Source organism: Rhizobium azibense (genome assembly GCF_004342325.1).
Classification (GTDB): Bacteria; Pseudomonadota; Alphaproteobacteria; order Rhizobiales; family Rhizobiaceae; genus Rhizobium; species Rhizobium etli_B.
Genome location: NZ_SMBJ01000006.1, coordinates 316,783 through 341,776 on the forward strand (window position 1 = coordinate 316,783; position 24,994 = coordinate 341,776).

General features: G+C 59.5%; 19 protein-coding genes. 17 read left to right on the forward strand and 2 right to left on the reverse strand.

All coding sequences use genetic code 11. From position 1 onward, the window contains the following. The first annotated feature begins 24 nt into the window (after positions 1-24). Positions 25-1,011 (forward strand): 4-hydroxythreonine-4-phosphate dehydrogenase PdxA, encoded by a 987-nt coding sequence (pdxA, locus tag EV130_RS17200; protein ID WP_074064365.1) that lies wholly within the window; start codon positions 25-27, stop codon positions 1,009-1,011. A gap of 279 nt (positions 1,012-1,290) precedes the next feature. Here pdxA and EV130_RS17205 read toward each other — a convergent pair whose 3' ends face one another. Next, positions 1,291-1,767, reverse strand: a complete 477-nt coding sequence (locus EV130_RS17205) for an Lrp/AsnC family transcriptional regulator (protein WP_074064363.1) — start codon at positions 1,765-1,767, stop codon at positions 1,291-1,293. 589 nt (positions 1,768-2,356) lie between these two features. Between EV130_RS17205 and EV130_RS17210 the strand changes: the two genes are divergently transcribed. The 12 genes from EV130_RS17210 (at position 2,357) to cysG (ending at position 18,156) form a co-directional block, all read left to right on the forward strand. After that, positions 2,357-2,944: an ANTAR domain-containing response regulator gene (locus EV130_RS17210; protein ID WP_074064362.1), complete on the forward strand. Its 588-nt coding sequence runs from the start codon at positions 2,357-2,359 to the stop codon at positions 2,942-2,944. A gap of 49 nt (positions 2,945-2,993) precedes the next feature. Then, entirely contained in the window at positions 2,994-4,268 is a 1,275-nt protein-coding gene (locus EV130_RS17215) for a CmpA/NrtA family ABC transporter substrate-binding protein (protein ID WP_132550840.1), read from the forward strand. A 362-nt stretch (positions 4,269-4,630) separates the two neighbouring features. Beyond that, on the forward strand, positions 4,631-5,929 hold the full coding sequence (locus EV130_RS17220) for a CmpA/NrtA family ABC transporter substrate-binding protein (RefSeq protein ID WP_074065630.1): 1,299 nt from the start codon (positions 4,631-4,633) through the stop codon (positions 5,927-5,929). A 59-nt stretch (positions 5,930-5,988) separates the two neighbouring features. Beyond that, positions 5,989-6,879: a nitrate ABC transporter permease gene (gene ntrB / locus EV130_RS17225; RefSeq protein WP_074064360.1), complete on the forward strand. Its 891-nt coding sequence runs from the start codon at positions 5,989-5,991 to the stop codon at positions 6,877-6,879. An 11-nt stretch (positions 6,880-6,890) separates the two neighbouring features. Continuing rightward, positions 6,891-7,688 (forward strand): ABC transporter ATP-binding protein, encoded by a 798-nt coding sequence (locus EV130_RS17230; RefSeq protein WP_074064359.1) that lies wholly within the window; start codon positions 6,891-6,893, stop codon positions 7,686-7,688. 166 nt (positions 7,689-7,854) lie between these two features. Next, a complete protein-coding gene (locus tag EV130_RS17235) occupies positions 7,855-8,457 on the forward strand; it encodes an ANTAR domain-containing response regulator (protein ID WP_074064358.1) in 603 nt (200 codons plus the stop codon). Continuing rightward, positions 8,454-9,668 carry a CmpA/NrtA family ABC transporter substrate-binding protein gene (locus tag EV130_RS17240; RefSeq protein WP_132660914.1) on the forward strand — a complete coding sequence of 405 codons (1,215 nt, stop codon included), beginning with the start codon at positions 8,454-8,456 and terminating at the stop codon, positions 9,666-9,668. The genes EV130_RS17235 and EV130_RS17240 overlap by 4 nt, the downstream gene beginning before the upstream one ends. Before the next feature lie 316 nt (positions 9,669-9,984). After that, on the forward strand, positions 9,985-11,250 hold the full coding sequence (locus EV130_RS17245) for an MFS transporter (RefSeq protein WP_074064356.1): 1,266 nt from the start codon (positions 9,985-9,987) through the stop codon (positions 11,248-11,250). 16 nt (positions 11,251-11,266) lie between these two features. Continuing rightward, complete coding sequence (gene nirB / locus EV130_RS17250; protein ID WP_132660916.1) at positions 11,267-13,717, forward strand: nitrite reductase large subunit NirB; 2,451 nt, start codon at positions 11,267-11,269, stop codon at positions 13,715-13,717. Between the two features lie 10 nt (positions 13,718-13,727). Next, complete coding sequence (gene nirD, locus EV130_RS17255; RefSeq protein ID WP_022716194.1) at positions 13,728-14,057, forward strand: nitrite reductase small subunit NirD; 330 nt, start codon at positions 13,728-13,730, stop codon at positions 14,055-14,057. Next, positions 14,058-16,715 carry a nitrate reductase gene (locus EV130_RS17260; RefSeq protein ID WP_132660918.1) on the forward strand — a complete coding sequence of 886 codons (2,658 nt, stop codon included), beginning with the start codon at positions 14,058-14,060 and terminating at the stop codon, positions 16,713-16,715. Next, positions 16,687-18,156 carry a siroheme synthase CysG gene (cysG, locus tag EV130_RS17265; RefSeq protein WP_132660920.1) on the forward strand — a complete coding sequence of 490 codons (1,470 nt, stop codon included), beginning with the start codon at positions 16,687-16,689 and terminating at the stop codon, positions 18,154-18,156. Before EV130_RS17260 ends, cysG begins: the two co-directional genes overlap by 29 nt. 254 nt (positions 18,157-18,410) lie before the next feature. On the opposite strand, the gene EV130_RS17270 is transcribed toward cysG, so the two are convergent. After that, positions 18,411-19,454: a LacI family DNA-binding transcriptional regulator gene (locus tag EV130_RS17270; RefSeq protein WP_074064351.1), complete on the reverse strand. Its 1,044-nt coding sequence runs from the start codon at positions 19,452-19,454 to the stop codon at positions 18,411-18,413. A 139-nt stretch (positions 19,455-19,593) separates the two neighbouring features. Here EV130_RS17270 and EV130_RS17275 point away from each other — a divergent pair, with 139 nt between their 5' ends. Genes EV130_RS17275 through EV130_RS17290 form a run of 4 tightly spaced genes read left to right on the forward strand, consistent with a single transcriptional unit; the run spans position 19,594 to position 24,991 of the window. Beyond that, positions 19,594-21,915 carry an alpha-L-rhamnosidase gene (locus tag EV130_RS17275; protein WP_132550846.1) on the forward strand — a complete coding sequence of 774 codons (2,322 nt, stop codon included), beginning with the start codon at positions 19,594-19,596 and terminating at the stop codon, positions 21,913-21,915. Positions 21,916-21,957: 42 nt separating this feature from the next. Next, positions 21,958-23,238, forward strand: a complete 1,281-nt coding sequence (locus EV130_RS17280) for an ABC transporter substrate-binding protein (RefSeq protein ID WP_132550848.1) — start codon at positions 21,958-21,960, stop codon at positions 23,236-23,238. Positions 23,239-23,288: 50 nt separating this feature from the next. Further along, positions 23,289-24,167 carry a carbohydrate ABC transporter permease gene (locus EV130_RS17285; protein WP_074064349.1) on the forward strand — a complete coding sequence of 293 codons (879 nt, stop codon included), beginning with the start codon at positions 23,289-23,291 and terminating at the stop codon, positions 24,165-24,167. Continuing rightward, positions 24,164-24,991 (forward strand): carbohydrate ABC transporter permease, encoded by an 828-nt coding sequence (locus EV130_RS17290; protein WP_074064348.1) that lies wholly within the window; start codon positions 24,164-24,166, stop codon positions 24,989-24,991. The genes EV130_RS17285 and EV130_RS17290 overlap by 4 nt, the downstream gene beginning before the upstream one ends. Positions 24,992-24,994: the final 3 nt, after the last annotated feature.

The window sequence follows — 24,994 nt, forward strand, 5'->3', positions numbered from 1 at the left end:
GCCCTTGCAAAGGGAAATTGACTGATGGTCAAAAATGCGAAAGTCGCAGTCACGCTCGGCGATCCGGCAGGCGTTGGCCCGGAAGTCATCGTCAAAGCGCTTGCGGCAATGCCAAGACATGAGCGCCGCGATTTCGTCATCGTCGGCAGTAGCAATGCACTGCAGCGGGCCTGCCGCACGACCGGCATCGACCTGCGCTTTGCGCCCTCTGCATCGGAAGACGGATCGACGATTGCCCTCGACGAGGTGGCGCTTGACGGCAGCCTTCCCGAAATCGGCAAAATCAGCCCCGTCGCAGGCGACGCTTGCGTTCGCTACATCAGCCGCGCCGTCGAGCTTGCGATGTCGGGCGATGCCGACGTGATCGTCACGGCGCCGATCAACAAGGAGGCAATGAACCTTGCCGGGCATCATTTCGACGGCCACACCGGCCTGCTTGCGCATCTGACCGGCTCGAGGAGTTCGTTCATGCTGCTTGCCTCGGAGCGCCTTAATACGATCCATGTTTCGACGCATGTCTCGCTGCGAGGTGCCATCGAGCGCGCCAAGACGGACCGCGTCATTGCAACGATCGAAGCGGGCCATAACCACTTTGTGCGCCTTGGCAAGAAACCACGGATCGCCGTTGCCGGCATCAACCCGCATTGCGGCGAAAACGGCCTCTTCGGCACGGAAGACATGGAGTTTCTGACGCCTGCGGTCGAACTGGCTCAAGCTAAGGGCATTGACGTGGTTGGCCCGATTTCAGCCGATACCGTCTTTGCGCGTGCCTATAACGGCGCCTTCGATCTGGTAATTGCCCAGTATCACGACCAGGGCCACATTCCGATCAAGCTCGTCGCCTTCGAAACCGCCGTCAATGTGTCGCTCGGTCTTCCAATCGACCGCGTCTCCGTCGATCACGGCACCGCCTTCGATATTGCTGGCACCGGAAAGGCAAATCACGCCAACATGCTATCGGCGATTGCCTACGCGCAGCTGATGGCGCGTTCACCGCGCCAGCGCGCATAGTTCAAACGACGCTCGATAGTATGTTACATATCGTCGATCCGACATTACAGGCGATCGGCCTGATCGATGACGTCAGTTTCAAAGCCTTTCCCTTTTTCTCACGGGTAATCCCGAAAACCTGTGACAACCCCGCGGTCAGGCATCTTCAAGTTGCGTGGAACAGACACCTTCCGACAGCCTGCGTGCCGAAACTCGATCCAACCCGGCTCGATGGACTTGAGCAGGAGCCGAAACTCGTGCGTGCCTAATGCCGGCGCTGCGCTGAGACACTGCCAGCATCTACACCGGAAAGAGGCTGGTCAGCGGCATGTGGGCCTTGACGATCGGTGATTTCAGCACCACGAAGCTGAAATACTTGTCAATGCCGATGTCCATGTCCGTTAGCCGCTCCATAATGGTCTGGTACTCGCCGATGCCCGCTGTTACGAACTTCAGCATATAGTCGTAGCCACCGGAGACCAGGTGGCATTCGATCACCTGGTCGATCTTCTCGACTGCCGCAAGGAAGCGGGCGAAATCGATCTGCCTGTGGTTCTTGAGGGTAACCTCGGTGAAGACCGTGAGGGTCTGACCAAGCTTGCCGACATTCACCTGGGCGCAATAGCCGATAATATAGCCCTCTGACTGCAGCTTCTTCACGCGCATGAGGCAAGGGCTTGGCGAAAGATTGACCAGTTCGGCAAGCTCGACATTGGTGATACGGCCATTTTTCTGCAGCTCATAGAGAATCTTGATGTCGATCCGATCGAGTTTCATGTGAGCCCTGCCTTAACTGGTTTCATCGATCGGCAACCGCAGCAGAAAATGCTGCGCCATGCCGATCCGACCATAGCATATAAGTCCCTCCTGTCATTATCTGTGCGCTTGCCCTGACAAGCATAAACGGTTGCACGATCGCGCAAGGGCAGTAGAAAATGCTGACCCTTCACGAACTCCAGCTCTGTCCTTCTCGGCCAGGCTTTCGATCGACGGCCTCAGCTGGAACATCGAGCCTGCCCCCGATTGGTGCCGGAACTCGAGCGGAACTGGGGGGTGGTGGTGCCAGCTGGCAGCTTGGACAGGATAAAATTGGGACGGCACCCCAGCCATCGGGGAAATGGCTTCCAGGGTTCGCCATTGCCGCCGGCTCCAGCGGATGTGGGTTGAGCATCGGACCTATCGCCGACATCCGATCGCCGACTCCCCACAGGCTCGCCGCTCGTGGAACCCGATAAAGGCGCTTCAAACCATCGGCCTGCGAAGGCTGGGGATGCCTAAACCGCGTATTTTTTGTGCATTATTACATAATGCTTATTTTTGCGGCTTTTAACTTGCCTGTTTTATTGCGGTGCGTCATAAACGGCGCATGAGCCGTTTCGACCTGACAATTCTGGTCATAGATGAAAATGCAATCCGCGCCTCGATTATCGAGGAGGGCTTGCAGGAGGCCGGCCACACGCGGGTCACCGTCATTCACGAAGTCCAGGGCGTCGCACGCATCATCGAAACACTGAAACCGGACGTTATCATCATCGACATCGAGAATCCGAACCGCGACATGATGGAGCACCTGTTCCAGCTGACACGAACGGTCAGTCGGCCGATCGCGATGTTCGTCGATCGGTCCGATACGGCTTCCATCGAAGCGGCCGTAGATGCCGGCGTCTCTGCCTATATCGTCGACGGTCTGAAAAAGGAGCGGGTCAAACCCATTCTCGATATGGCCGTCAGCCGGTTCAATGCCTTCAGCCGCCTGCAGCGGGAGCTCGCCGACGCAAAATCGGCACTCGAAGAGCGCAAGGTCGTCGAGCGGGCCAAAGGCATCCTGATGAAGATGCGCGGCCTTTCGGAGGAACAGGCATTCGCTCTGCTGCGCCAGACGGCGATGAACGAGAAGAAGAAGATGTCCGAAATCGCACAAAGCGTCGTGACGGCCGCAGGGTTGCTGATGTGACCCGCCGCCACGGCCAATCGATTGTCCGGAGGACTGCGGAGTGAATGCGGTGACGAAAATAGACACACAGCAAGGACGCGTCTCTGCGCCTTCAAAACTCAGCAGCGAGGGCCCGCGTGTTCTTCGCGCCGGCTTTATTCCCTTGGTCGACGCCTCGGTGCTGATTGCGGCCGCTGAATTCGGATTTGCCGAGAAGGAGGGCCTGACCCTCGATCTCGTCAGAGACGTTTCATGGGCGAATGTTCGCGACCGCCTGGCCTTTCGCCAGTTTGATATAGCCCATATGCTCTCACCGATGCCTGTTGCGGCAGCACTTGGACTGGGCTCGAACCCTTCGCCGACCATCACACCCTTTTCGCTCGGGCGCGGCGGCAATGCGATCACCCTTTCGACGCGCCTCTTCGAACGGATGCGCGAAACCGCAGGTCTTTCCGAGGAAGCCAGCGCCCTCGAAAGCGCGCGCGCCTTTGCATTGGTGCTGAACCAGATGCGGCTGACCGGCGAGCCGGTGCCGACTCTCGGGATGACCTATCCCTTTTCCTCGCACAACTACGAATTCCGCTACTGGCTGGCCGCAGGCGGCATTGATCCCGACAAGGACGTGAAGCTCGTCGTCGTCCCGCCGCCACTCACCTCCGACGCTCTGGCCGCCGGCGCGATCGACGGCTTCTGTGTCGGCGCGCCGTGGAACATGGTGGCGTCTGAGCGCGGTGTCGGTCGGATCGTTGCGACAAAACAGGATATCTGGCCGTCAGCCCCGGAAAAGGTCGTCGGCATGCGGCCGGATTGGGCAGAGAGCCATCCGGAAACGGTCTCCCGGCTGATCGTGGCGCTCGATGCCGCAGCACGCTGGTGCGACGATGCCGCAAACCACGATGCCTTGGCCGCGCTACTGGCCGATCAGCGCTATATTGCAGCACCCGTCGACATTATCCGATATGTGCTTGCCGGCGAGTTCAGCCTGGATGCCAAGGGCAACCGCCGCGTCATCAATAACTACTTCCTGTTCCATGGCGGCTTTGCAAACTACCCAAGGCCGAGCCAAGCATTGTGGATCTATAGCCAGATGGTCCGCTGGGGACAGGCGTCAATCAGCCTGAACAGCGCGCGCGCGGCAGCTTCCGCCTATCGCCCCGACCTCTACAGGACGGCACTCGGGGAGACGCGCACGCCTCAGGATGCCGATATCCGCATCGAAGGCGACAACGACCAAGACCGCTTCATGGACGGCCGCCCTTTCGATCCGGCGCGGCTCGTGGAGTATGTCCGCGGATTTGCGGTTCGCAGCACCCTACCCTTTGCACCGGATGCGCACGAGGCCTGATTTCCTTTTTGCTTTGCACAAAAGGCTGGCAGCCGCCCGCGCACGAGAAATAGCATTAGCACAAAATATACGCAGGATTGGTATAAGCTCAAAATTTGTGCATAGGCGCTTAAAGCGCAGAACTTGATTTAATTTCAATGATCTAAAGTTCACTTCAAAAACTGGCACGGGGCTTGCAGGAGAAACCTTGCCCGGATCAATGGCGATCTTGGCGGACAAGCGCGCGATAAGCGCTTGCAAAAGACATCGACGTCGCACGGTTTTTGCTGTCCGGGAACTCTCCCTTCCCGCAGACGCAATTTCCGGGCGGCGTTTTTTTATTCCCGAACATTCCTGCGACGACCAACAAGGGGAACCAGCGCATGAACAAGATCCTTACGAGCGGCATGAGCCGCCGCAGCCTCCTGAAAACAACCGCCGCGGCTGCCTTGATCGGCGCAGTCCGCACGGCTTTTCCCTCCGGCGCTTTTGCAGCAGCCGCAGCACCTGAAGTTACGGGCGCCAAACTTGGCTTTATCGCGCTGACCGACGCTGCCGCGTTGATCGTCGCCAAGGAGAAGGGCCTTTTCGAAAAACACGGCCTTGCCGATGTCGAGGTCGCCAAGCAGGCTTCCTGGGGCGCAACACGCGACAATCTCGTTCTCGGCGGTGCCTCGAACGGGATCGACGGTGCTCATATCCTTTCGCCGCTGCCCTATCTCATGCATACGGGCAAAGTGACGCAGAACAATCAGCCGGTACCGATGGCCCTGCTCGCCCGCCTGAATTACGACAGCCAGGGCATTTCCGTCGCCAAGGAATATGCCGATACCGGCGTCCAGCTCGACGCATCCAAGCTGAAGGCGGCCTTCGAAAAAAAGAAGGCCGAAGGCAAGGAAGTGAAGGCCGCAATGACCTTCCCCGGCGGCACCCACGACCTTTGGATCCGCTACTGGCTCGCCGCCGGCGGTATCGATCCGGACAAGGACGTCTCCACCATCGTCGTGCCGCCGCCGCAAATGGTGGCAAACATGAAGGTCGGCAACATGGACGTCTTCTGTGTCGGCGAGCCATGGAACGAGCAGCTCGTCAATCAGGGCATCGGCTTTACCGCAGCAACGACCGGCGAACTCTGGAAGGGACATCCTGAAAAGGCGCTCGGCATGCGCGCCGACTGGGTCGAGAAGAACCCGAATGCCACAAGAGCCCTGCTGATGGCCGTGATGGAAGCCCAGCAATGGTGCGACAGCATGGACAACAAGGAGGAGATGGCAACAATCCTCGGCAAGCGCCAATGGTTCAACGTGCCGCCGAAGGACGTCCTTGGCCGCCTCAAGGGAGACATCAACTACGGCAACGGCCGTGTCGTCCATGGCACCGATCTTTACATGAAGTTCTGGGCAGGCGGCGCTTCCTATCCCTTCAAGAGCCACGATACCTGGTTCATGGCCGAGAACGTTCGCTGGGGCAAGTTCGCCCCTGATACCGACATCAAGGCTCTCGTCGACCAGGTCAACCGGGAGGATCTCTGGCGCGATGCGGCCAAGGCGCTGGGTGTCGCTGCCGCCGACATCCCCTCTTCTCCGTCCCGGGGCAAGGAAACCTTCTTCGACGGCAAGGTCTTCGATCCGGAAAATCCGTCCGCCTATCTCGATAGCCTTGCCATCAAGGCCGCATCCTGATCCCCACCTCCGGCGCGCGACAGGCGCGCCGGCCTTTTATTCACGACGAGGAGCGCCCCATGTCCGCCCTGGCAAAGAACAAACCCATACCGGCAAAGACTGCGCCGAAGGCTGCAAATGTCGTGCGCCTTGCAAGACAGCCGGCACCCCGGATCAATGTCCGCGACGTTGCGATGGTGGCCGCACGCACCATCGTGCCGCCGCTTGTCGTGCTTACGATTATTCTGACCGTCTGGCAGGTGCTCTGTTCGTCGCCCGACGCCTCGCTGCCCTCTCCCCACCGGGTCTGGCAGGAAAGCTTCGATCTGATTGCTTATCCCTTCTTCAATTACGGCTCCCAGGACATCGGGCTTGGCTGGCGCGTCATTATCTCGCTGCAGCGCGTCGCCTACGGTTTCGGTCTTGCCGCGATTTCGGGTGTCGTCATCGGCGCCGTCATTGGTCAATCCATTTGGGCCATGCGCGGGCTCGATCCGATCTTTCAGGTCTTGCGCACTGTCCCGCCACTTGCCTGGCTGCCGCTGTCGCTCGCCGCCTTTCAAGATTCCAATCCTTCAGCAATCTTCGTAATCTTCATCACCTCCATCTGGCCAGTGATCATCAACACGGCCGTTGGTGTGCGCAATATTCCGCAGGACTACCGCAACGTGGCGCAGGTGCTGCGACTCAATCACTTCGAATTCTTCTTCAAGATCATGCTGCCATCGGCGGCGCCCTACATCTTTACCGGCCTTCGTATCGGCGTCGGTCTGTCGTGGCTTGCCATCGTCGCAGCCGAGATGCTGACCGGCGGCGTCGGTATCGGCTTCTTCATCTGGGATGCGTGGAATTCGTCGCGCTTGCCGGACATCATCGTCGCCCTGGCCTATATCGGCGTCGTCGGTTTCGCGCTCGACAAGCTGGTGGCCGCCTCAGGCCGACTGATCACCCGTGGCGCTTCGGCAAACTGAAAGGAACGACCATGACTGCCTATCTCAAGCTCGACCATGTCGACAAGCATTTTGACCGGGCCGGAACGCGCGCCGAAGTGCTGAAGGGCATCAGCCTGACGATTGCCAAGGGTGAGTATGTATCGATCATCGGCCACTCCGGTTGCGGCAAATCCACGCTTTTGAACCTGATCGCCGGATTGACGCCGGTTTCGGCCGGTGCCGTGCTTCTCGAAAACCGGGAAGTCAATGCGCCCGGTCCCGAACGCGCCGTCGTGTTCCAGAACCACAGCCTGCTTCCCTGGCTCACCGTCTATGAGAACGTCAACCTGGCCGTTTCCAAGGTCTTCAGCAGTTCGAAGAGCAGGGCGGAGCGTCACGAATGGGTCATGGCCAATCTTGATCTCGTCCAGATGGCCCATGCCAAGGACAAGCGGCCCGCTGAGATTTCCGGCGGCATGAAGCAGCGTGTCGGCATTGCCCGTGCGCTGTCGATGGAGCCGAAAATCCTGCTGCTCGACGAACCCTTCGGTGCACTCGACGCGCTGACGCGTGCCCATCTGCAGGATGCGGTGATGGATATCCACGCACGTCTCGGCAACACGATGGTGATGATCACACACGATGTCGACGAGGCCGTGCTGCTCTCTGACCGCATCGTGATGATGACCAACGGACCCGCGGCCAAGATCGGTGAAATCCTCGACGTGCCGATCGAAAAGCCGCGCAACCGCATCGAACTCGCTTCGGACCGCACATACCTCAAATGCCGCGAGGCGGTGTTGAAGTTTCTTTACGAACGTCACCGCTTCGTTGAAGCCGCGGAGTAGCTCACAACGATTGGCGCTGCGCAGATACCGTGGTCGACTCCTCGAGATTGAGCAACCAAGATATTACTTGATTTTGTGTCTGTCTTCGCGCATCTGCGGCCTCGTGTCCTTGGCTCCTGCATCATCGGCGCGCTGTTGCCAATGAATACCAATAACCCGCGGTCTCATGAAAGCTAACAGTCTGAATGTCCTGGTCATTGATGAGAACCGCATTCGTGCGTCCATCATCGAGGACGGGTTGCTCGAGGCCGGTTACGACCGGGTGACGATCATCGATGACATGAATGGTCTTGCCAGGCGCATCACCGAGATCAATCCCGATGTCATCGTCATCGATCTCGAAAACCCCAACCGCGACATGCTCGAGAGCATCTTCCAGATATCGCGTGCGGTGAAGAGGCCTATTGCCATGTTCGTGGACAAATCCGATGAGGCCTCGATCGAAGCTGCGGTCGAGGCGGGTGTTTCCGCATATATTGTCGATGGCCTGAAGCAGGAACGCGTCCGACCCATCCTCAAGATGGCGATCAGTCGTTTCAATGCCTTTGCGCGATTGAGCCAAGAACTGGAAGAAACACGCGGCGAGTTGGAAAAACGAAAACTGATCGATCGCGCCAAGGGGTTGCTGATGCGCACCCGCGGGCTGTCGGAAGCCGAAGCCTACGCGCTATTGCGGCGCACGGCTATGAACCAGAACAGGAAAGTCGTCGAGATCGCTCAAAGCCTTGTCACCGCGGCAAACCTGCTTGATCCTGGAGCGGACGTATGAGGAACAGGCATGACATCACCGCGGGCTTCGTTCCGCTTCTCGACAGCGCACTGCTCGTCGTCGCCAAAGAGAAGGGCTTTGCTGCAGCGCAGGAAGTGGCCCTCACGCTCGTGCGGGAGCGATCCTGGGCAACGATCAGGGACAGGCTGGCGGTCGGCCATTTCGAAGTCGCTCATATTCTTGCCCCCATGCCGATCGCCTGCAATTTAGGTCTCATGGCCCCCGCGCCGCGCATGATCGTACCCATGGCGCTCGGACTCGGCGGAAATGCCGTCACCGTTTCGGGCGCCTTGTGGCGGGAAATGGCCGACGATGGTGCAACCGATCCGCTTGATGCGCGCTCAAGCGGTGCCGCACTGAAGAAAGTGATATCGCAGCGGGCAGGCGAGAAGCTTCGTTTCGGCATCGTACACCCCTATTCCGGACATAACTACGAATTGCGCTACTGGCTTTCTGGAAGCGGCATCGATCCGGAGCGCGAGATCGAGATCACGACCCTTCCGCCGCAGGATATGGGTGACGCGCTGAGGTCGGGCCTGATCGACGGCTATTGTGCTGGAGAACCATGGAATACTTTCGGCGTCCTCAAACGCGGCGCCCATATTGCAACCGTCAAGGCAGCAATCTGGAAATCCAGCCCCGAAAAGGTGCTCGGGGTGAACAGTCGCTGGGGCGATAGCAATCCTGAGGCTCTCGTGGCCCTTTTGCGAGCGCTCTACAATGCCTCACTCTGGTGCGCCGATCCCGCCAATCATGAAGAGCTTGCCCTATTGCTTTCGGGTCCGGCCTATATCAACAGTCCTGCGGAGTGGCTGCTTCCATCCGTTACCGGCGTGCTCAGAATTGGCCGAGACGCTACGCAGACGGTCAGCGACTTCTTCGTCCCGCACGCCAAGGCGGCGACGTTTCCATGGAAGAGCCACGCACTTTGGTTCTACACGCAGATGGTCCGCTGGGGCCACGTCGATCACACCACAGCCCATCAGAGCGTAGCCGGCAACACCTATCGGCCGGATATCTACCGCAACGCTCTAAAGGCGCTTGGCGTTGCCATGCCTGCTGCAAGTTCAAAGGTTGAGGGCGCCTTGCGCATGGAGACGCCAGTTGGCTCCAGCGGCACGATGACGCTCGGTCCCGATGGCTTTTTCGACGGCAATCTCTTCGATCCCGATTGCGTCGATGCGTATATTGCTGCTCAAAAGCAGGCATAGCATGACGCCTAATTTCTATGCATTGCATAATTTTTGACCGAAGAAGCCGGGTGTCGCGACCTGGCCATCCTGACCAATAAGGCGGATTTACCCTGAGAATTGGCCAAATCCACTTCGATTTCGAGTTGGCACGCCTCTTGCATGGATAATAGCGAGGCCGAAAGGTCGCATTTTTCGGCGTCCAAAGACGGGCGCCTCAGGCAAAGCCGCTGATCAGGACATCCCGCGCATTCTTGTGTGCGCGACCTGGCCAGCGGCTTTTTGTTTTAACTCTTACCGATTGATTGGCACGACATTGTCGGGCCCTGGAGAAGCCATGCCTTTTTCTGAGAAACCCCAGCCAATGTCTGCTGGCGAGTCAGCCAGAGCATTGTGGATTTCGACGGTCGCCTTCACCGTTTGTTTCGCCGTCTGGACGATCTTTGCGATTATAGGCGTTCGTATCAAACAGGAACTCGGTCTCAACGAGGCAGAATTCGGACTGCTGGTCGGCACCCCCGTGTTGACCGGCTCGCTCGTCCGGATCGTGCTAGGCATATGGACGAGCCGCTATGGCGGCCGTCTGGTCTACACGCTCACCATGGTGGCAGCGGCCATAGCGACTTTCCTGCTCTCCTACGCAACAAGCTACACGGAAATGCTGATTGCTGGACTCGGGATCGGCCTCGCCGGGGGCTCTTTCGCAGTTGGTGTCGCATATGTCTCGCCGTTCTTTCCGCCAGACAAGCAGGGTACTGCGCTGGGGATTTTCGGCGCTGGCAATGTCGGAGCCGCGGTTACCAAGTTCGCGGCGCCCTTCGTGCTCATCGCCTGGGGATGGCAGGCGGTTGCTGAAATCTGGGCTCTCGTTCTTGTGGCGATGGCCGTCGTCTTCTGGTTTTCGACCACCGACGACCCAGCTTTTCGCGACCGCCGCTGTCGCGGCGTCGCACCCAAGAGCTTCCTTGAAGAATTCACTCCTCTCAAGAACATCCAGGTCTGGCGTTTCTCGCTTTACTATTTTTTCGCCTTCGGCGGGTTTGTCGCTTTGTCGCTGTGGTTGCCGCGCTATCTGGTCGGCGTCTACGGGTTCAATCTGGAAATCGCCGGCATGATTGCGGCGGCCTATTCCGTTCCAGGCAGCATCTTTAGAGCATTCGGCGGCGTCCTGTCCGACAAGAAGGGCGCAAGAAGCGTCATGTACGCGATGCTGGCCGTTTCCGCCGTCGCTACCCTCATCCTGTCGCTACCGGCTGCATCCGGATCCGAGCCCGGGCTTGGTATCACGCCGGCAATCTTCATCATCGTCATCTTCGTGCTCGGCTTCTTCATGAGCCTCGGCAAAGCAGCCGTCTACAAACACATTCCCGCCTACTATCCCGAAAGCGTCGGCGCAGTCGGCGGCGTCGTCGGCATGATGGGCGGCCTTGGCGGCTTCATCCTTCCGATCGCTTTCGGCCTGCTCAAGGACATCACCGGCCTTTGGTCCAGCTGCTTCCTGCTGCTGTTTGCGATCGTCGTGACGTCACTCATCTGGATGCACCTGTCCGTAAAGCACCTGTCACGCCAGGGGCACGCCGTGCCCGCAGTGGCGGCAACCTAATCAAGGACTTGTTACTATGACAGAAAAACTCGTTATCATCGGCAACGGCATGGCGCCCGGGCGCATGCTCGAGCACCTCTTCGAAAAGGCGCCTGGTCAGTACGAGGTGATAATCTTCAACGCTGAACCCCGCGTCAATTACGACCGCATCATGCTCTCGCCTGTTCTTTCGGGAGAAAAGGACTATGAGCAGATCATCATTCATGGCGACGGCTGGTACATCAAGCACGGGATCACGCTCTACAAGGGCCACAAGATCGTCGCGATCGATCGACACGCGAAGACCGTGACCTCCGACCACGGCGTCACCGAGAGCTACGACAAGCTGGTGATCGCCACCGGCTCCGTGCCCTTCATCATTCCGGTTCCCGGCAAAGACCTACCCGGCGTCATCACCTACCGTGACCTCGACGACGTGCAGGCAATGCTGCTTGCTGCCCAGTCACGGGAAAAGGCAATCGTCATCGGCGGCGGCTTGCTGGGTCTTGAGGCGGCAGCTGGCCTTGCCCAGCGTGGCATGGACGTGACCGTGCTGCATGTGATGCCGACGCTGATGGAGCGTCAACTGGATCCTGCGGCCGGCTATCTACTGCAAAGGGCCGTCGAGGAGCGCGGCATCAAGGTCATCACCAGGGCCAATACCAAGGCAATCATCGGCGATGGCAAGGTCGAGGGCATCGAGCTCGACGACGGACGCATCATTCCGGCAACGCTCGTCGTCATGGCCGTCGGCATCCGTCCGAATGTCGGCCTGGCGAAAGAGGCTGGTATCGCGGTCAATCGCGGCATCGTCGTCGATAACGGCATGCAGACCTCGGACGGCAGCATCATGGCGCTCGGCGAATGTGCCGAAGTCGGTGGACAGGTCTACGGTCTTGTCGCGCCGCTCTACGAAATGGCCCGCGTTGCCGCCGCCCACCTCTCCGGTGACACCTCCGCTGCTTTCGTTCACTCCGACACCCCGACCAAGCTCAAGGTCACCGGAATCGAGCTCTATTCACTTGGCGATTTCGCCGATGGCGACGACCGCGAGGAGATCGTCCTTCGCGACGCTTCGGCTGGCGTCTACAAGCGCCTGGTGCTGAAGGACAACAAGATCATCGGGACGGTGCTGTACGGCGAAACCGCAGACGGCGCCTGGTTCAACGATCTCAAGAAGAAGCAGACCGATATTTCCGAGATGCGCGAGACGCTGATCTTCGGACAGGCCTACCAGGGAGGGTCTCCGCTGGACCCTATGGCGGCCGTTGCAGCCTTGCCGGATGACGCGGAAATCTGTGGCTGCAACGGCGTGTGCAAGGGTAAAATCAGTTCGACCATCACGGCCAAGGGCCTGACCTCGCTGGATGACGTGCGCGCCCACACCAAGGCCTCGGCGTCCTGCGGCTCCTGTACAGGCCTCGTCGAGCAGCTGATGGCGCTGACACTCGGCGACAGCTATAACCCTGCCGCCGTGCAGCCGATGTGCAGCTGCACCGAACTTGGCCATGACGACGTGCGGCGCCTGATCAAGGCCAAGGGGCTGAAGACCATCCCTGCCGTCATGCAGGAGCTGGAGTGGAAGACTTCCTGCGGTTGTGCCAAGTGCCGTCCAGCGCTCAACTACTACCTCGTCTGCGACTGGCCGGACGAATATGCCGACGATTATCAGTCGCGGTTCATCAACGAGCGCGTCCACGCAAACATCCAGAAGGACGGCAGCTACTCGGTGGTGCCGCGGATGTGGGGCGGCGTTACCTCCTCCAAGGAGCTGCGCGCCATCGCCGACGTGGTCGACAAGTTCGAAATCCCGATGGTGAAGGTCACCGGCGGCCAGCGCATCGACCTGCTCGGCGTCGAGAAAGAGGACCTTCCCGCCGTCTGGGCCGACCTCGGCAAGGCAGGCTTTGTCTCCGGTCAGGCCTATGCCAAGGGCCTGCGCACGGTCAAGACCTGTGTCGGCTCAGACTGGTGCCGCTTCGGCACGCAGGATTCGACCGGGCTCGGCATCCGCATTGAAAAATTCATGTGGGGCTCTTGGACGCCGGCAAAGCTCAAGATGGCTGTCTCCGGATGTCCCCGCAACTGCGCGGAGGCGACCTGCAAGGATATCGGCGTCATCTGCGTGGATTCCGGCTACGAAATTCATTTCGCCGGTGCGGCCGGTCTCGACATCAAGGGCACCGAAATCCTCGGTCTCGTCAAGACCGAGGATGAAGCGCTCGTTCACATCGTTGCGCTGACGCAGATGTACCGCGAGCAGGCACGTTATCTCGAACGCATCTACAAATGGGCCAAGCGCATCGGCCTCGAAGAGATCCGTCGCCAGATCATGGGCGATGCCGAAAAGCGCAAGGCCTATTTCGAGCGCTTCGTGTTCAGCCAGAAATTCGCACAGGTCGATCCCTGGTCGGAACGCGTCTCGGGCAAGGATAAGCACGAGTTCAAGCCGATGGCGACGATCGGCTATCCTCAGGCTGCAGAGTAAGGAGATCAAGATGAACTGGATTGCAATCGGTGATATCTCCGAGATCCCGCTGCGCGGTGCGCGCTGCGTGAAGACGCCTCAGGGCAAGATCGCCGTCTTCCGGACGGCTGAAAACGAAGTCTTCGCCATAGAAGATCACTGCCCCCACAAGGGCGGTCCTCTCAGCCAGGGTATCGTGCATGCCAAGGCGGTCACCTGCCCGCTGCACAACTGGGTCATCTCGCTCGAAACCGGCAAGGCGCTTGGCGCCGATGAGGGGGCGGTGCGAACCATTCCGGTCCGCAACCAGGACGGCGCCCTCTTCATCGCTCTTGAAAGCTTGATGATGGCGGCGGAATAGATGACACGAGAGATCAAGACGACCTGCCCCTACTGCGGCGTCGGCTGCGGAGTGATCGCCAGGATCGCGGATGACGGCAATGTTTCCGTCAAGGGCGACCCGGACCATCCGGCGAATTTCGGGCGGCTGTGCTCGAAGGGCTCGGCGCTCGCCGAAACGATCGATCTCGACGGACGCGTACTGCATCCGGAGATCGCGGGACGGCGGGCCGGATGGAATGAGGCTCTTGATCTCGTGGCGCAGCGCTTTTCGGATGCCATTGCCGAGCACGGGCCAGACTCCGTCGCCTTTTATGTCTCGGGTCAGCTGCTGACCGAGGACTATTACGTCGCCAACAAGTTGATGAAGGGTTTCATCGGCTCGGCCAACATCGACACCAACTCGCGCCTGTGCATGTCATCTTCCGTGGCCGGCCACCGCCGCGCCTTCGGCGCCGATACCGTTCCCGGGACCTACGAGGATCTGGAGCTTGCCGACCTGGTGATCCTTACCGGATCCAACCTCGCCTGGTGTCATCCTGTCATCTATCAGCGGCTGACGGCCGCCAAGCAGGCGCGTCCCGGCATGAAGATCGTCGTCATCGATCCGCGCCGCACGATGACAGCCGACTTCGCTGATCTCCACCTGGCGATCCGGCCGGACAGCGATGTCGCTCTTTTTCTCGGCCTCTTCGAGCACCTGATCGCAAACAATGCCATCGACCAGAATTATGTGGCTGAACACACGAACGGCTTTGCCGAGGCTTTTGCATCAGCCTCTGGCGTCTCCTTCAACGAGGTACTGGAGCGGACCGGCCTGCCAGCAATGCAGCTTCGCGAATTCTACCGTCTCTTCGAGGCGACCGAAAAGACCGTCACCTGCTACAGCCAGGGCATCAACCAATCCTCGTCAGGGACCGATAAGGTCAACGCCATCATCAACTGTCATCTCGCCACCGGACGCATCGGCAGGCCCGGCATGGGTCCCTTCTCGCTTACGGGCCAACCGAACGCGATGGGCGGCCGCGAGGTTGGCGGACTGGCTAATATGCTTGCCGCCCACATGGCGATTGAGAGCGGACAAGACCGTGATCGCGTGCAACGTTTCTGGCAGTCGCCGGCGATTGCCGAAGCGCCGGGTCTGAAGGCCGTCGACATGTTCAAGGCGGTCGGCGACGGCCGCATAAAGGCGCTCTGGATCATGGCGACGAACCCTGTGGTCTCGCTGCCGGATTCCGATGCCGTCGAGGCCGCGATCAAGGCCTGCCCTTTCGTCGTCGTCTCCGATATCCTCAAGACGACCGACACCGCCCGCCATGCCCAGGTATTGCTGCCCTCTCTGGGATGGGGAGAAAAAAGCGGCACAGTTACCAATTCCGAACGTCGCATTTCGCGTCAGCGTTCCTTCATCGACGCCCCCGGCGAGGCGCGCGCGGATTGGTGGCAATTGGCCGAGGTCGCACGCCGCATGGGTTTTGCCGATGCGTTCGCCTTTGCCTCTCCGGCAGACATTTTCGTTGAGCACGCCGCACTTTCGGCCTTCGAAAACAGCGGCAGCCGCGATTTCGACATCGGCGCCTATGCTGGCATCGGCAAAGCTGCCTACGAGGAGATGACACCCTTTCAGTGGCCGCAGCCCATCGGCGACGAGAGGATTGTGACCCGTTTCTTTGCGAAGGGCAGCTTTTTTCATGCTGATCGCAAGGCACGCTTCGTGCCGGTCGAACCACCCGCATCCGACCGCACCAGCGCCGACTACCCCTTCACGCTGAACACGGGACGTATCCGCGACCAATGGCATACGATGACGCGCACTGGTAAAAGTGCGCGGCTTTCGGCCCATATTGCCGAACCCTTTGGCGAACTACACCCCCGAGACGCGATGGAAATCGGTATCGGCAATGCCGGGCTGGTCGAAATTGAAAGCCCGCATGGAAGGGTCATCGTGCGCGCGCTGATCACCGAACGCCAAGCCCGCGGCAGCATTTTCGTACCCATGCACTGGAACGATCAGTTTGCCGCCAGGGCTCGTATCGACGCCGTGGTTGGCCCGCTCACCGATCCGTTTTCCGGCCAGCCTGCCTCCAAGAACGTCGCCGTCGCTGCCCGGCCATTGAAGGCAGCCCGCTATGGCTTTGCAGTGTCGGCGGGCAAACCGCAAAATCTCAGTGCCACCTATTGGGCCTTGGCCAAAGCAGATGGCGGCTGGCGACTGGAACTGGCCTTCGACCACGCGGTCGAAGACTGGTGCGCCTGGTGTCGCAGCACCTTTGATATTTCTGCCGAGATCGAGCCGCTCGGCTACGCAGATCAGCAATCGGGCGATCTGCGACTTGCCTTCTTCGACGGCACGCGCCTGCTTGCAGCCCTTTTCCTCGCCGCCGAACCGGTCGCTGTCGCTCGCAACTGGGCGATCTCACAGCTTGCCGCCGAACATGGCGACTTGCGCAAGCGCTTTGCCCTTGTCGCCGGCCGACCGGGCGCCGATAAACCGGACCCAGGCGCCACGGTCTGTTCCTGCTTCGCCGTCGGAGTCAATCAGATCGTAGCGGCGGTCCGCGGCGGCTGCCACAGTGTCGAAGCAATCGGCAAAGAGCTCAACGCTGGCACCAACTGCGGCTCCTGCCGCGCCGAAATCAAGGGGATCGTCGATGGATGTCTTGCAGCAGCCGCGGAATGACAATCCAGCCCGCATGGAGCCGCTTGCAAAGCTGCCCGTCTTCTGGGCGCTTGAAGGCAAGCGGTGCGTGGTGGCCGGCGGCTCCGACGCCTGCGCCTGGAAGGCGGAACTTCTTGCCGCTTGTGGCGCTCATGTCGAAATCTATGCCGAAACGCTGAGCGATACCTTCAGGACACTTCTTGCCCGCAATCTCGAGCACGCCGCGGCCAGACTGACCCATCATCCAAGGCATTGGCAGCTGGAAGCTCTCGCCGGCGCTGCCATCGCAATTGCCGACTGCGACGACGAGATCGAAGCCGGGCGCTTTTTCAGCGCGGCATGCGCGATGGGCGTTCCGGTCAATGTCATTGATAAGCCGGATTTCTGCCAGTTCCAGTTCGGATCGATCGTCAACCGCTCGCCTGTCGTTGTTGCAATCTCGACGGATGGTGCAGCACCCATTCTTGCCCAGACCATCCGGCGCAAGATCGAGACCCTGCTCCCGCGCACGCTGAAATCCTGGGCTGGACTTGCCCAATCAATACGCGGCAAGGTCAACGGGCTCCTCGAATCCGCTTCCGCGCGGCGGCTTTTTTGGGAAAAATTCGCCGACATGGCTTTCGACGGTCCTGCCTTAGACCATGCCGAGGAGCAGCTTTTGCTTGCCGCTCGGGGCTTGACGTGCGCAACAAGCACAACCGGACGCGTCACTCTCGTCGGAGCCGGGCCGGGCGATGCCGAGCTTCTGACACTGAAGGCGGTTCGCGCCCTGCAGGCCGCCGACGTCATCCTTTTCGATGATCTCGTTTCCGCCGAGGTGCTGGAACTCGCGCGCCGCGAGGCCAAGCGCATGCTGGTCGGCAAGCGCGGCGGCCGCACCAGCTGCCGCCAGGAGGACATCAACGCGACGATGGTAAAACTCGCAAAGGCGGGCAAGCGCGTCGTCCGCCTCAAGGCCGGCGATCCCATGATCTTCGGCCGCGCTGGCGAAGAGATCGCTCATCTCGATCGCGAAAACATTCCGGTCGACGTCATTCCCGGCATCACGGCCGCAAGCGCGATGGCCTCGCGCCTTGGCATTTCGCTGACCCATCGCGAGCATGCCCAGTCTGTCCGTTTCATCACTGGCCATTCCCGCCATGGCGGATTGCCGATGGATATCGATTGGACCGCCGCTGCCGATCCGCACACGACCACCGTCTTCTATATGGGCGGGAGAACAGCGCCGCTTATAGCCGACCGCCTGGTCGCCGAAGGGTTGTCGCCGAAAACACCGGTCGTCATCATGAGCGACGTGAGCCGCACGACGCAGCGTCAGTGGCACGGGAAGCTTCTCGGTCTTGCCGAAGGCATCCGCGAGATCGGCTATGATAACCCTGTCTTGATCGCAGTCGGTGATGTTTTTGCCGCCCGGCAACACGCCGCCCACGCAGCACCTTTGTCGGCCGCTGCGTCCCAATAGCAACTTTTTGCTGCTGCGCCCGCAATGACCTATTCCTGCGCAAGAACCTCGAGCGGCAGCGATGTTCCTTCATCTCCACTCAAGCGAATCTCAAAAAGATCTTGCAGGTAAGCGGTTCGGCAGATTTTTGAAACGACTGGTTCACGCGGCAGCTTGCAAGCACTGCTTGGTTGCCATTCAGCGGTTTCCGGCTATTTCCACTTGCGGGAAAACCCATCTCGGCGGCCTTGCTCATAACGCAAGAAGCACCAGGGTCACAATGAATCGATTAAGCTCTTCCTGCGGACCAACGATGGCATCAGCAGAAGATGCTCCGCTTCGCTACGACCCTCTATCCTCGACAAGAGGGTTCGCGTCGCTGCTTCACCGAGTTCCCTGCCCGACTGGTCGATGCTTGCCAGATTGACCAGGCTGAGAGCTGCGGTCGTCGAATTGTCATAGCCAACGACCGCCAGGTCTTCAGGTATCCGCACGCCCATTTCCGCCGCCGTGCTCAAAAGCGTGATCGCATCAAGATCGCTCCAGCAGAAGACGGCGCGGGGCCTATCGCTTCGCGCCAAAAACACCCGCATTGCCTCTTCGCGCTTCGGGGAATGGACCGGAATGTGGCTGATCGGTGCTGAGGAGCTCAGTCCGGACCGAAGCATGGCGCGCCGGTATCCGATTTCACGCTGACGCACTACGGAGACCTTGTGACCTTCGCGAGCTCCCAGGCTGAGCATCTCGATGTCGCGATAACCACATTTCAGCAATGCCTCTACCGCTATCTCAGCCCCTTGCTGGTCATCGGTGTTGACCGTGTCGAAGGTCTTTGCTTTCCCATCATGATAGCCAACAGCCACAATCGGAACTTGACCCGCAAATTCTGCGATGATTTCAGTCGGCAGGCGGGGAGCCACGAGGATGAGTCCATCCATCTTATAGTCGATCATGGATTCGATGAGAGAGGTCTCCAGTTGCATGCGGCCTTCGCCGACCCCGATCATTGCCTGGTAATGCGATGGTGCCAGAACGCCATTCACGCCGTCGATGACTTCGGGCAGGAAGGGGTTGCGTATGTCGACAAGGAGCAATCCGATCGTAAACGAACGACCGCGCAGGCCGCGTGCGGTTCTTGACGGTCGATAACCCAGTTCTTCAATCGATCTGGTCACCCTGGCGCGCAGGCTCTCGCTCACACCATACGCATTTCGCATGACCTTCGAAACCGCCGCAACGGATACGCCTGCATGCGCAGCGACCGTCCGTATCGTCACACGATCCCGCTTTGCAGGCTTCGACTTCTCTCTGATCGGCATGAAATCCTCAGATTAGATCTGCAGGCCCTGGAGCCTCACCAAATCACCATGGCAGACCAGTCGCAAAATATCTATTGCGCTTTTGTAGAAAATGTAGAACGTTATACGAAGAACGTTCTACACTAATGTGGGGAATCTGATGAATTTTCACCCGATGGCGGCCAGCGAAAATCTGGTTTCACGAGCCTGGACCAGCGATATGATCGCGCCGCTGTCGGATCGCGGTCAAGGAACGGCCGCAAGTTTTGTCGCCAAGACGTTCAACTGCGAGGGCGTCGTGACGCCTGCCGAACTCTTCATTTCGGCGCTCGGCCTCTATCGCTGCTTCATCAATGGCAAACGGGTGGGCAATGATCTGCTGACACCCGGCTGGACAAGCTACGATCATCGCCTGGCCTATCAGCACTACGACGTCTCGGACCTCATCAGGCCTGGCCAGAACCGTATCGAGATCTGGCTTGCGGACGGGTGGTACAGGTCTCCGCTCATGTGGGGTCAAAAGGCCATTCCCAATTGCTGGGGTCAGCAAACGGCAGCCATTGCAGAGCTGGTCGGGCCAAATGGCGTTGTTGTCTCAACCGATACCACCTGGCAGAGCGGGCTGCTGCCGATACGCAAATCTGGCATCTATTTCGGCGAGATCTATGATGCACGCGAAGAAAGCCTTGCCGATACGCACGGCACCGCGAGGCTTCCTTTCGACAAGGCCTTGCTCGTTGCGCACGAAACGGCGCCGGTCCGTGAATTGCCGCCGATCAGTCCGATTGATAGCTGGACAGACGCGCAAGGGCGGATGATCTACGACTTCGGCCAGAACATCGGCGGTTATGTGCGCTATACGGTCCGCGGGACAGCGGGCGCCGAAATCCGCGTCGAACATTCCGAAGTCTTGGGGCCCGGCGGGTACTTCGACAACCGCAACTATCGAACCGCGCAAGCCCATACGATCTATACGCTGGGCGCAGGCGGCGACCAGACCTACGCGCCACATTTCAGCTTTCAAGGCTTCCGCTATGCCAGGGTGACGGTTACGGGCGAGGCACGTATCTTGGCGATCTCGTCGATTCCGATCTCCTCCGTTCCCAATCTGAGCGGCGGCTTCCAGTCGGGCAACGCACTCGTCAACCGGCTTGTCCAGAACACCATCTGGTCACAGCGCGCCAATTTCATCGAGGTCCCGACCGATTGCCCCCAGCGCGACGAACGCCTCGGCTGGACAGGCGACGCTCAGGTGTTTGCTGCAACGGCGTGCTGGCTGACGGACTGCCAGACCTTCTTCCGGAAATACCTGCGCGACGTCATGGCCGATCAGCGTGAGGATGGTGCCATTTCCCACTTTTCGCCCGACCCGACACGCCTGCATCCGAGGAATTTTCCCGGATATGCCGGTTCGACTGGCTGGGGCGACGCCATCGTCGTGATCCCCTGGGTTCTTTACACGCATTACGGGGATCGGGCAGTTCTTTGCGAATGCCTGGACTCAATGGTGCGCTGGGTCGACTTCGTCTGGTCGATATCGAATGGCCCGATCGTGCGCCCGCCGTCCCACTGGGGCGAACGCGGCTTCACATTTGGGGACTGGCTGCAGCCGACCGGCGACAACCGCAAGCCACGCCCGACAGTTGCCGACGATTGCTCTGCGACACTTTATCACTTCATCTCCACCGACTTGCTGGCAAAGATCGCAGGGGTCCTCGGCAACCAGGCTCTGGAAGCGCGTATGCAGAGACGTGCTGAAGACATTCGACGCGCCTTTGCGCACGAGTTCGTCGCACCATCCGGACGCATTGCACATAACGACCAGACGTCTTACGCGCTGGCATTCCTGTACGACCTGATCCCGGCTGCGCACCATGAGGCTGCCAAGCAACATTTCAGACAGGTGATCATCGATGCCGACTACAAGATCGGCACGGGTTTCATAGGCACGCCCGCCCTGCTGCCGGCTTTGACAAAGCTCGGAATGGACGACCTTGCCGAAAAGGTGTTCCTGCAGGAGGAAGTTCCGGGCTGGCTCTATCAGGTGTCCAGGGGCGCAACCACGATCTGGGAGCGCTGGGATTCAATGGCGCCGGACGGCACCATCTACGAGCCTGACATGAACAGCTACAACCACTATGCCTATGGTGCCGTGTGCCAATGGCTGTTTGAGAGCGTCGCGGGCATCTCGCCGAGCCCAAGCGCACCTGGATTTTCCGAGGTCATCATCGATCCGGCGCCGATTGCCGCGCTCTCGCCCGTCACCGCCTATCATGACGTGCGTCAAGGCCGCATTGAAGCTCAATGGGAGTGCAGCGGCAACAGGGTCACCTATAAAGTGAGGCTTCCAGAAGGCTGTGTCGGTCGATTCCGAGCCGGACGCCGGCATCTGAACCCGCTGCTTGACGACAAGCCCGTCACGGGGGAGGCCGTCCTTGGAGCGGGGACACATGAGCTGATCTTTTCTCTTCCCCATCCTTGAGGAGGATGCCTGCCACCGTCAAACCGTTCGAGGAGGAACGTCATGACACACCGCATCAAAGTCATTCTTGCCGGTGCCACGGCACTCATAGCACTGGCTGCCGCAGGCCCGTCGCATGCAGAATCGACGCTCTCGTTCCTGATCGACAACAGCCCCGACACCGTCGCAGCCGCCGAGGCGCTGGTTGCAGCTTACGAGAAGATCGCGCCGGATGTAACGATCGAAATCGAGCAGCGGCCGGGTGGTGGCGAGGGCGACAACATCGTCAAGACGCGGCTGGCGACAGGCGAGATGTCGGATGTCTTTTTATACAATTCCGGCTCGCTGATGCAGGCGCTGAAACCAGCACAGACGTTGGCCGACCTTGGTGATCTTTCATCGCAGGCAAAAGTAGACGAGAGCTTCAAGGCCGTGGTCCGCGCTGACGGCAAGCTATACGGCGTTCCCTTCGGTACGGCGATGGCTGGCGGGATCCTCTACAACAGAAAAATCTATCAGGACCTCGCCTTGCCAGTCCCGAAGAGATGGGCCGAGTTCATGGCCAACAACGAAAAGGTGAAGGCGGCCGGCAAAGTCGCTGTTGCCCAGACCTATCGTGACACCTGGACCTCCCAGCTCTTCGTTCTGGCGGATTACTACAACCTGCATCAGGCCGCACCGAACTTCGCAACCGATTATACGGCCAACAAGGCCAAATACGCCACAACGCCTGCGGCCATGAAAGGTTTCGAGCGCCTGAAGGAGGTTCACGACGCCGGCCTGATGAACGAGGATTTCGGCGCGGCAAGCTATGACGAGGGCCTCAGGATGGTGGCGACAGGCGAAGCGGCCCATTACCCAATGCTCACCTTTGCGGTCGGCGCTTTGAAACAGAATTATCCGGAAAATCTGGAGGGTGTCGGCTTCTTCGCGCAGCCGGGGGACGATGCGGCCAAGAACGGTCTGACGGTCTGGATGCCACCTGCCCTTTATGTCCCGCTCGCAAGCAAGAATGCGGATGAAGCCCGCAAATTTGTGGATTTCGCCGGAAGCGTCGAAGGCTGCAGGATCATGGTTGAAACCAACACTGCCCAAGGTCCCTCCCTCGTCGACGGATGTGCGTTGCCGGCCGACGTCCCGCCCGCGGTGAAGGACATGCTGCCTTATTTCGCGGCAAAGGCGACTACGCCGGCGCTGGAATTCGTATCGCCGATCAAGGGACCGGCCCTTGAACAGATCACCGTCGAGGTCGGGTCCGGCATCCGCCAGCCAGCCGAGGCAGCCGCCCTTTATGACGACGACGTGCGCAAGCAAGCAAAGCAGCTCGGTCTACCCAACTGGTAGAGGCCCTTCCCGAAAGCCTCGCCTTCACAGGCGAGGCCCAAGAGGTAAACATGACCGAAACACGCCTCCGCTCACGCAAGTCGCCCTACCCCTTGTGGTTTTTTCTTCCTGCCGCAGCCGTCTACGGCGTGCTGTTTGTCGTCCCTACGGTGTCTTCTTTCTGGTTCAGCCTCACACGTTGGGATCTTTCGACCGCCGAGTTCACTGGATTGGAGAACTTCCGGCAGTTCTTTTCCGAGCCGTTTCTGATCAAGGCGCTCGTCAACACGCTGATCTATGCCTTAACGACTTCCGGCCTGAAGACGATATGCGGGCTCCTGCTCGCCGTACTGCTTTCCGGCAACATTTTCGCTCGAGGTTTCCTGCGCACGCTCGTTTTCTTTCCAGTTCTGGTATCGGCGATCGGCATCGGCATTACCTTTAGCGTGATGATGCACCCGACCAAGGGCATCATCAACGTCATGCTTGCAACGCTCGCCATTCCCGGACCGGGCTGGCTGACCAATCCCGCACTTGCTCTTTTTTCCGTGGCGCTCGTCGATCTGTGGAAAGGCGTGGGTCTTGCCACCTTGATTTTCATCGCCGGCCTCGCCGCAATCAGCCCCGACTACTACGAGGCTGCGAGAATTGACGGTGCCACACGTTCCCAGCAGTTCTGGCGCATCACCTTACCTCTCGTACGTCCGGCGACGATCACCGTCATTACGCTGTCGTTGATCGGCGGCCTCCGGTCGTTCGATCTCATTTGGGCGATGACGCGTGGTGGGCCGGGATTTTCCTCGGATGTGATCGCATCGGTCATCTACAAGCAGTATCAGGCTGGATTTTACGGTTTGTCGACTGCGGGCAATGTCATCCTGTTTGCCCTGATCGCCACCATCATTCTGCCGCTTACCCTGTGGCTAAACCGACGCGGGGCCGAACAATGAAACAGATGCGGCCCTATGCCAGCGGCGCGATCGCAATTGCCCTGGGCACCGTCATCTTCGTGCTGCCGTTCGTGTTCATTGCGCTCCAGGCGGTCAAGTCGAAATCCGAGGCATCCCGGCTCGACTTCACACTCCCGGAAAAGTGGCTGTTGTGGGACAACCTCGCAGCCGTGTTCAAGGCGCGCGACTATCAGCTCGTGCTGGCCTATTTCAATTCGACACTGATCACCGTCGTCTCGGTCACCATACTGATACTGTTTTCGGCGATGGTCGGCTATGTCATGCAGCGCCGCAGAACCCGCTGGAATGCCGTTGCCTCTGGTGCGCTCTTCATGGGACTGATGATGCCACCGGCGGTCGTCCCGACGATCGGACTGCTTCAGGATATCGGCCTCTTCAAGACCATTACCGGAATGATCCTGATCCAGGTTGCCTATAATCTCTCGTTCTCGACGCTGCTCTACCGATCGTTCATTTCGACCATTCCGCGCGATCTCGATGAGGCGGCATTGATCGATGGTGCAAGGGCCTGGCAGATATTCTTCCGGGTGATCCTGCCTCTCCTCAAGCCGGTGACGGTGACCAATATTGTCGTGCAGTCGATCGCGATCTTCAACGATTTCACGAACCCGCTCTATTACCTGCCAGGCAAAGAAAACGTCACCGTGCAGCTGACGCTCTATAATTTCCAGAGCATGTACACGAGCCAGTACAACCTGCTGTTCATGAACATCCTGCTCGTCACCGTCCCTCCCCTCATCGTCTTCATCTTCTTCAACAGGCAGATCGTGGCGGGCATGACTGCCGGCGCAGTGAAAGGTTAGTGT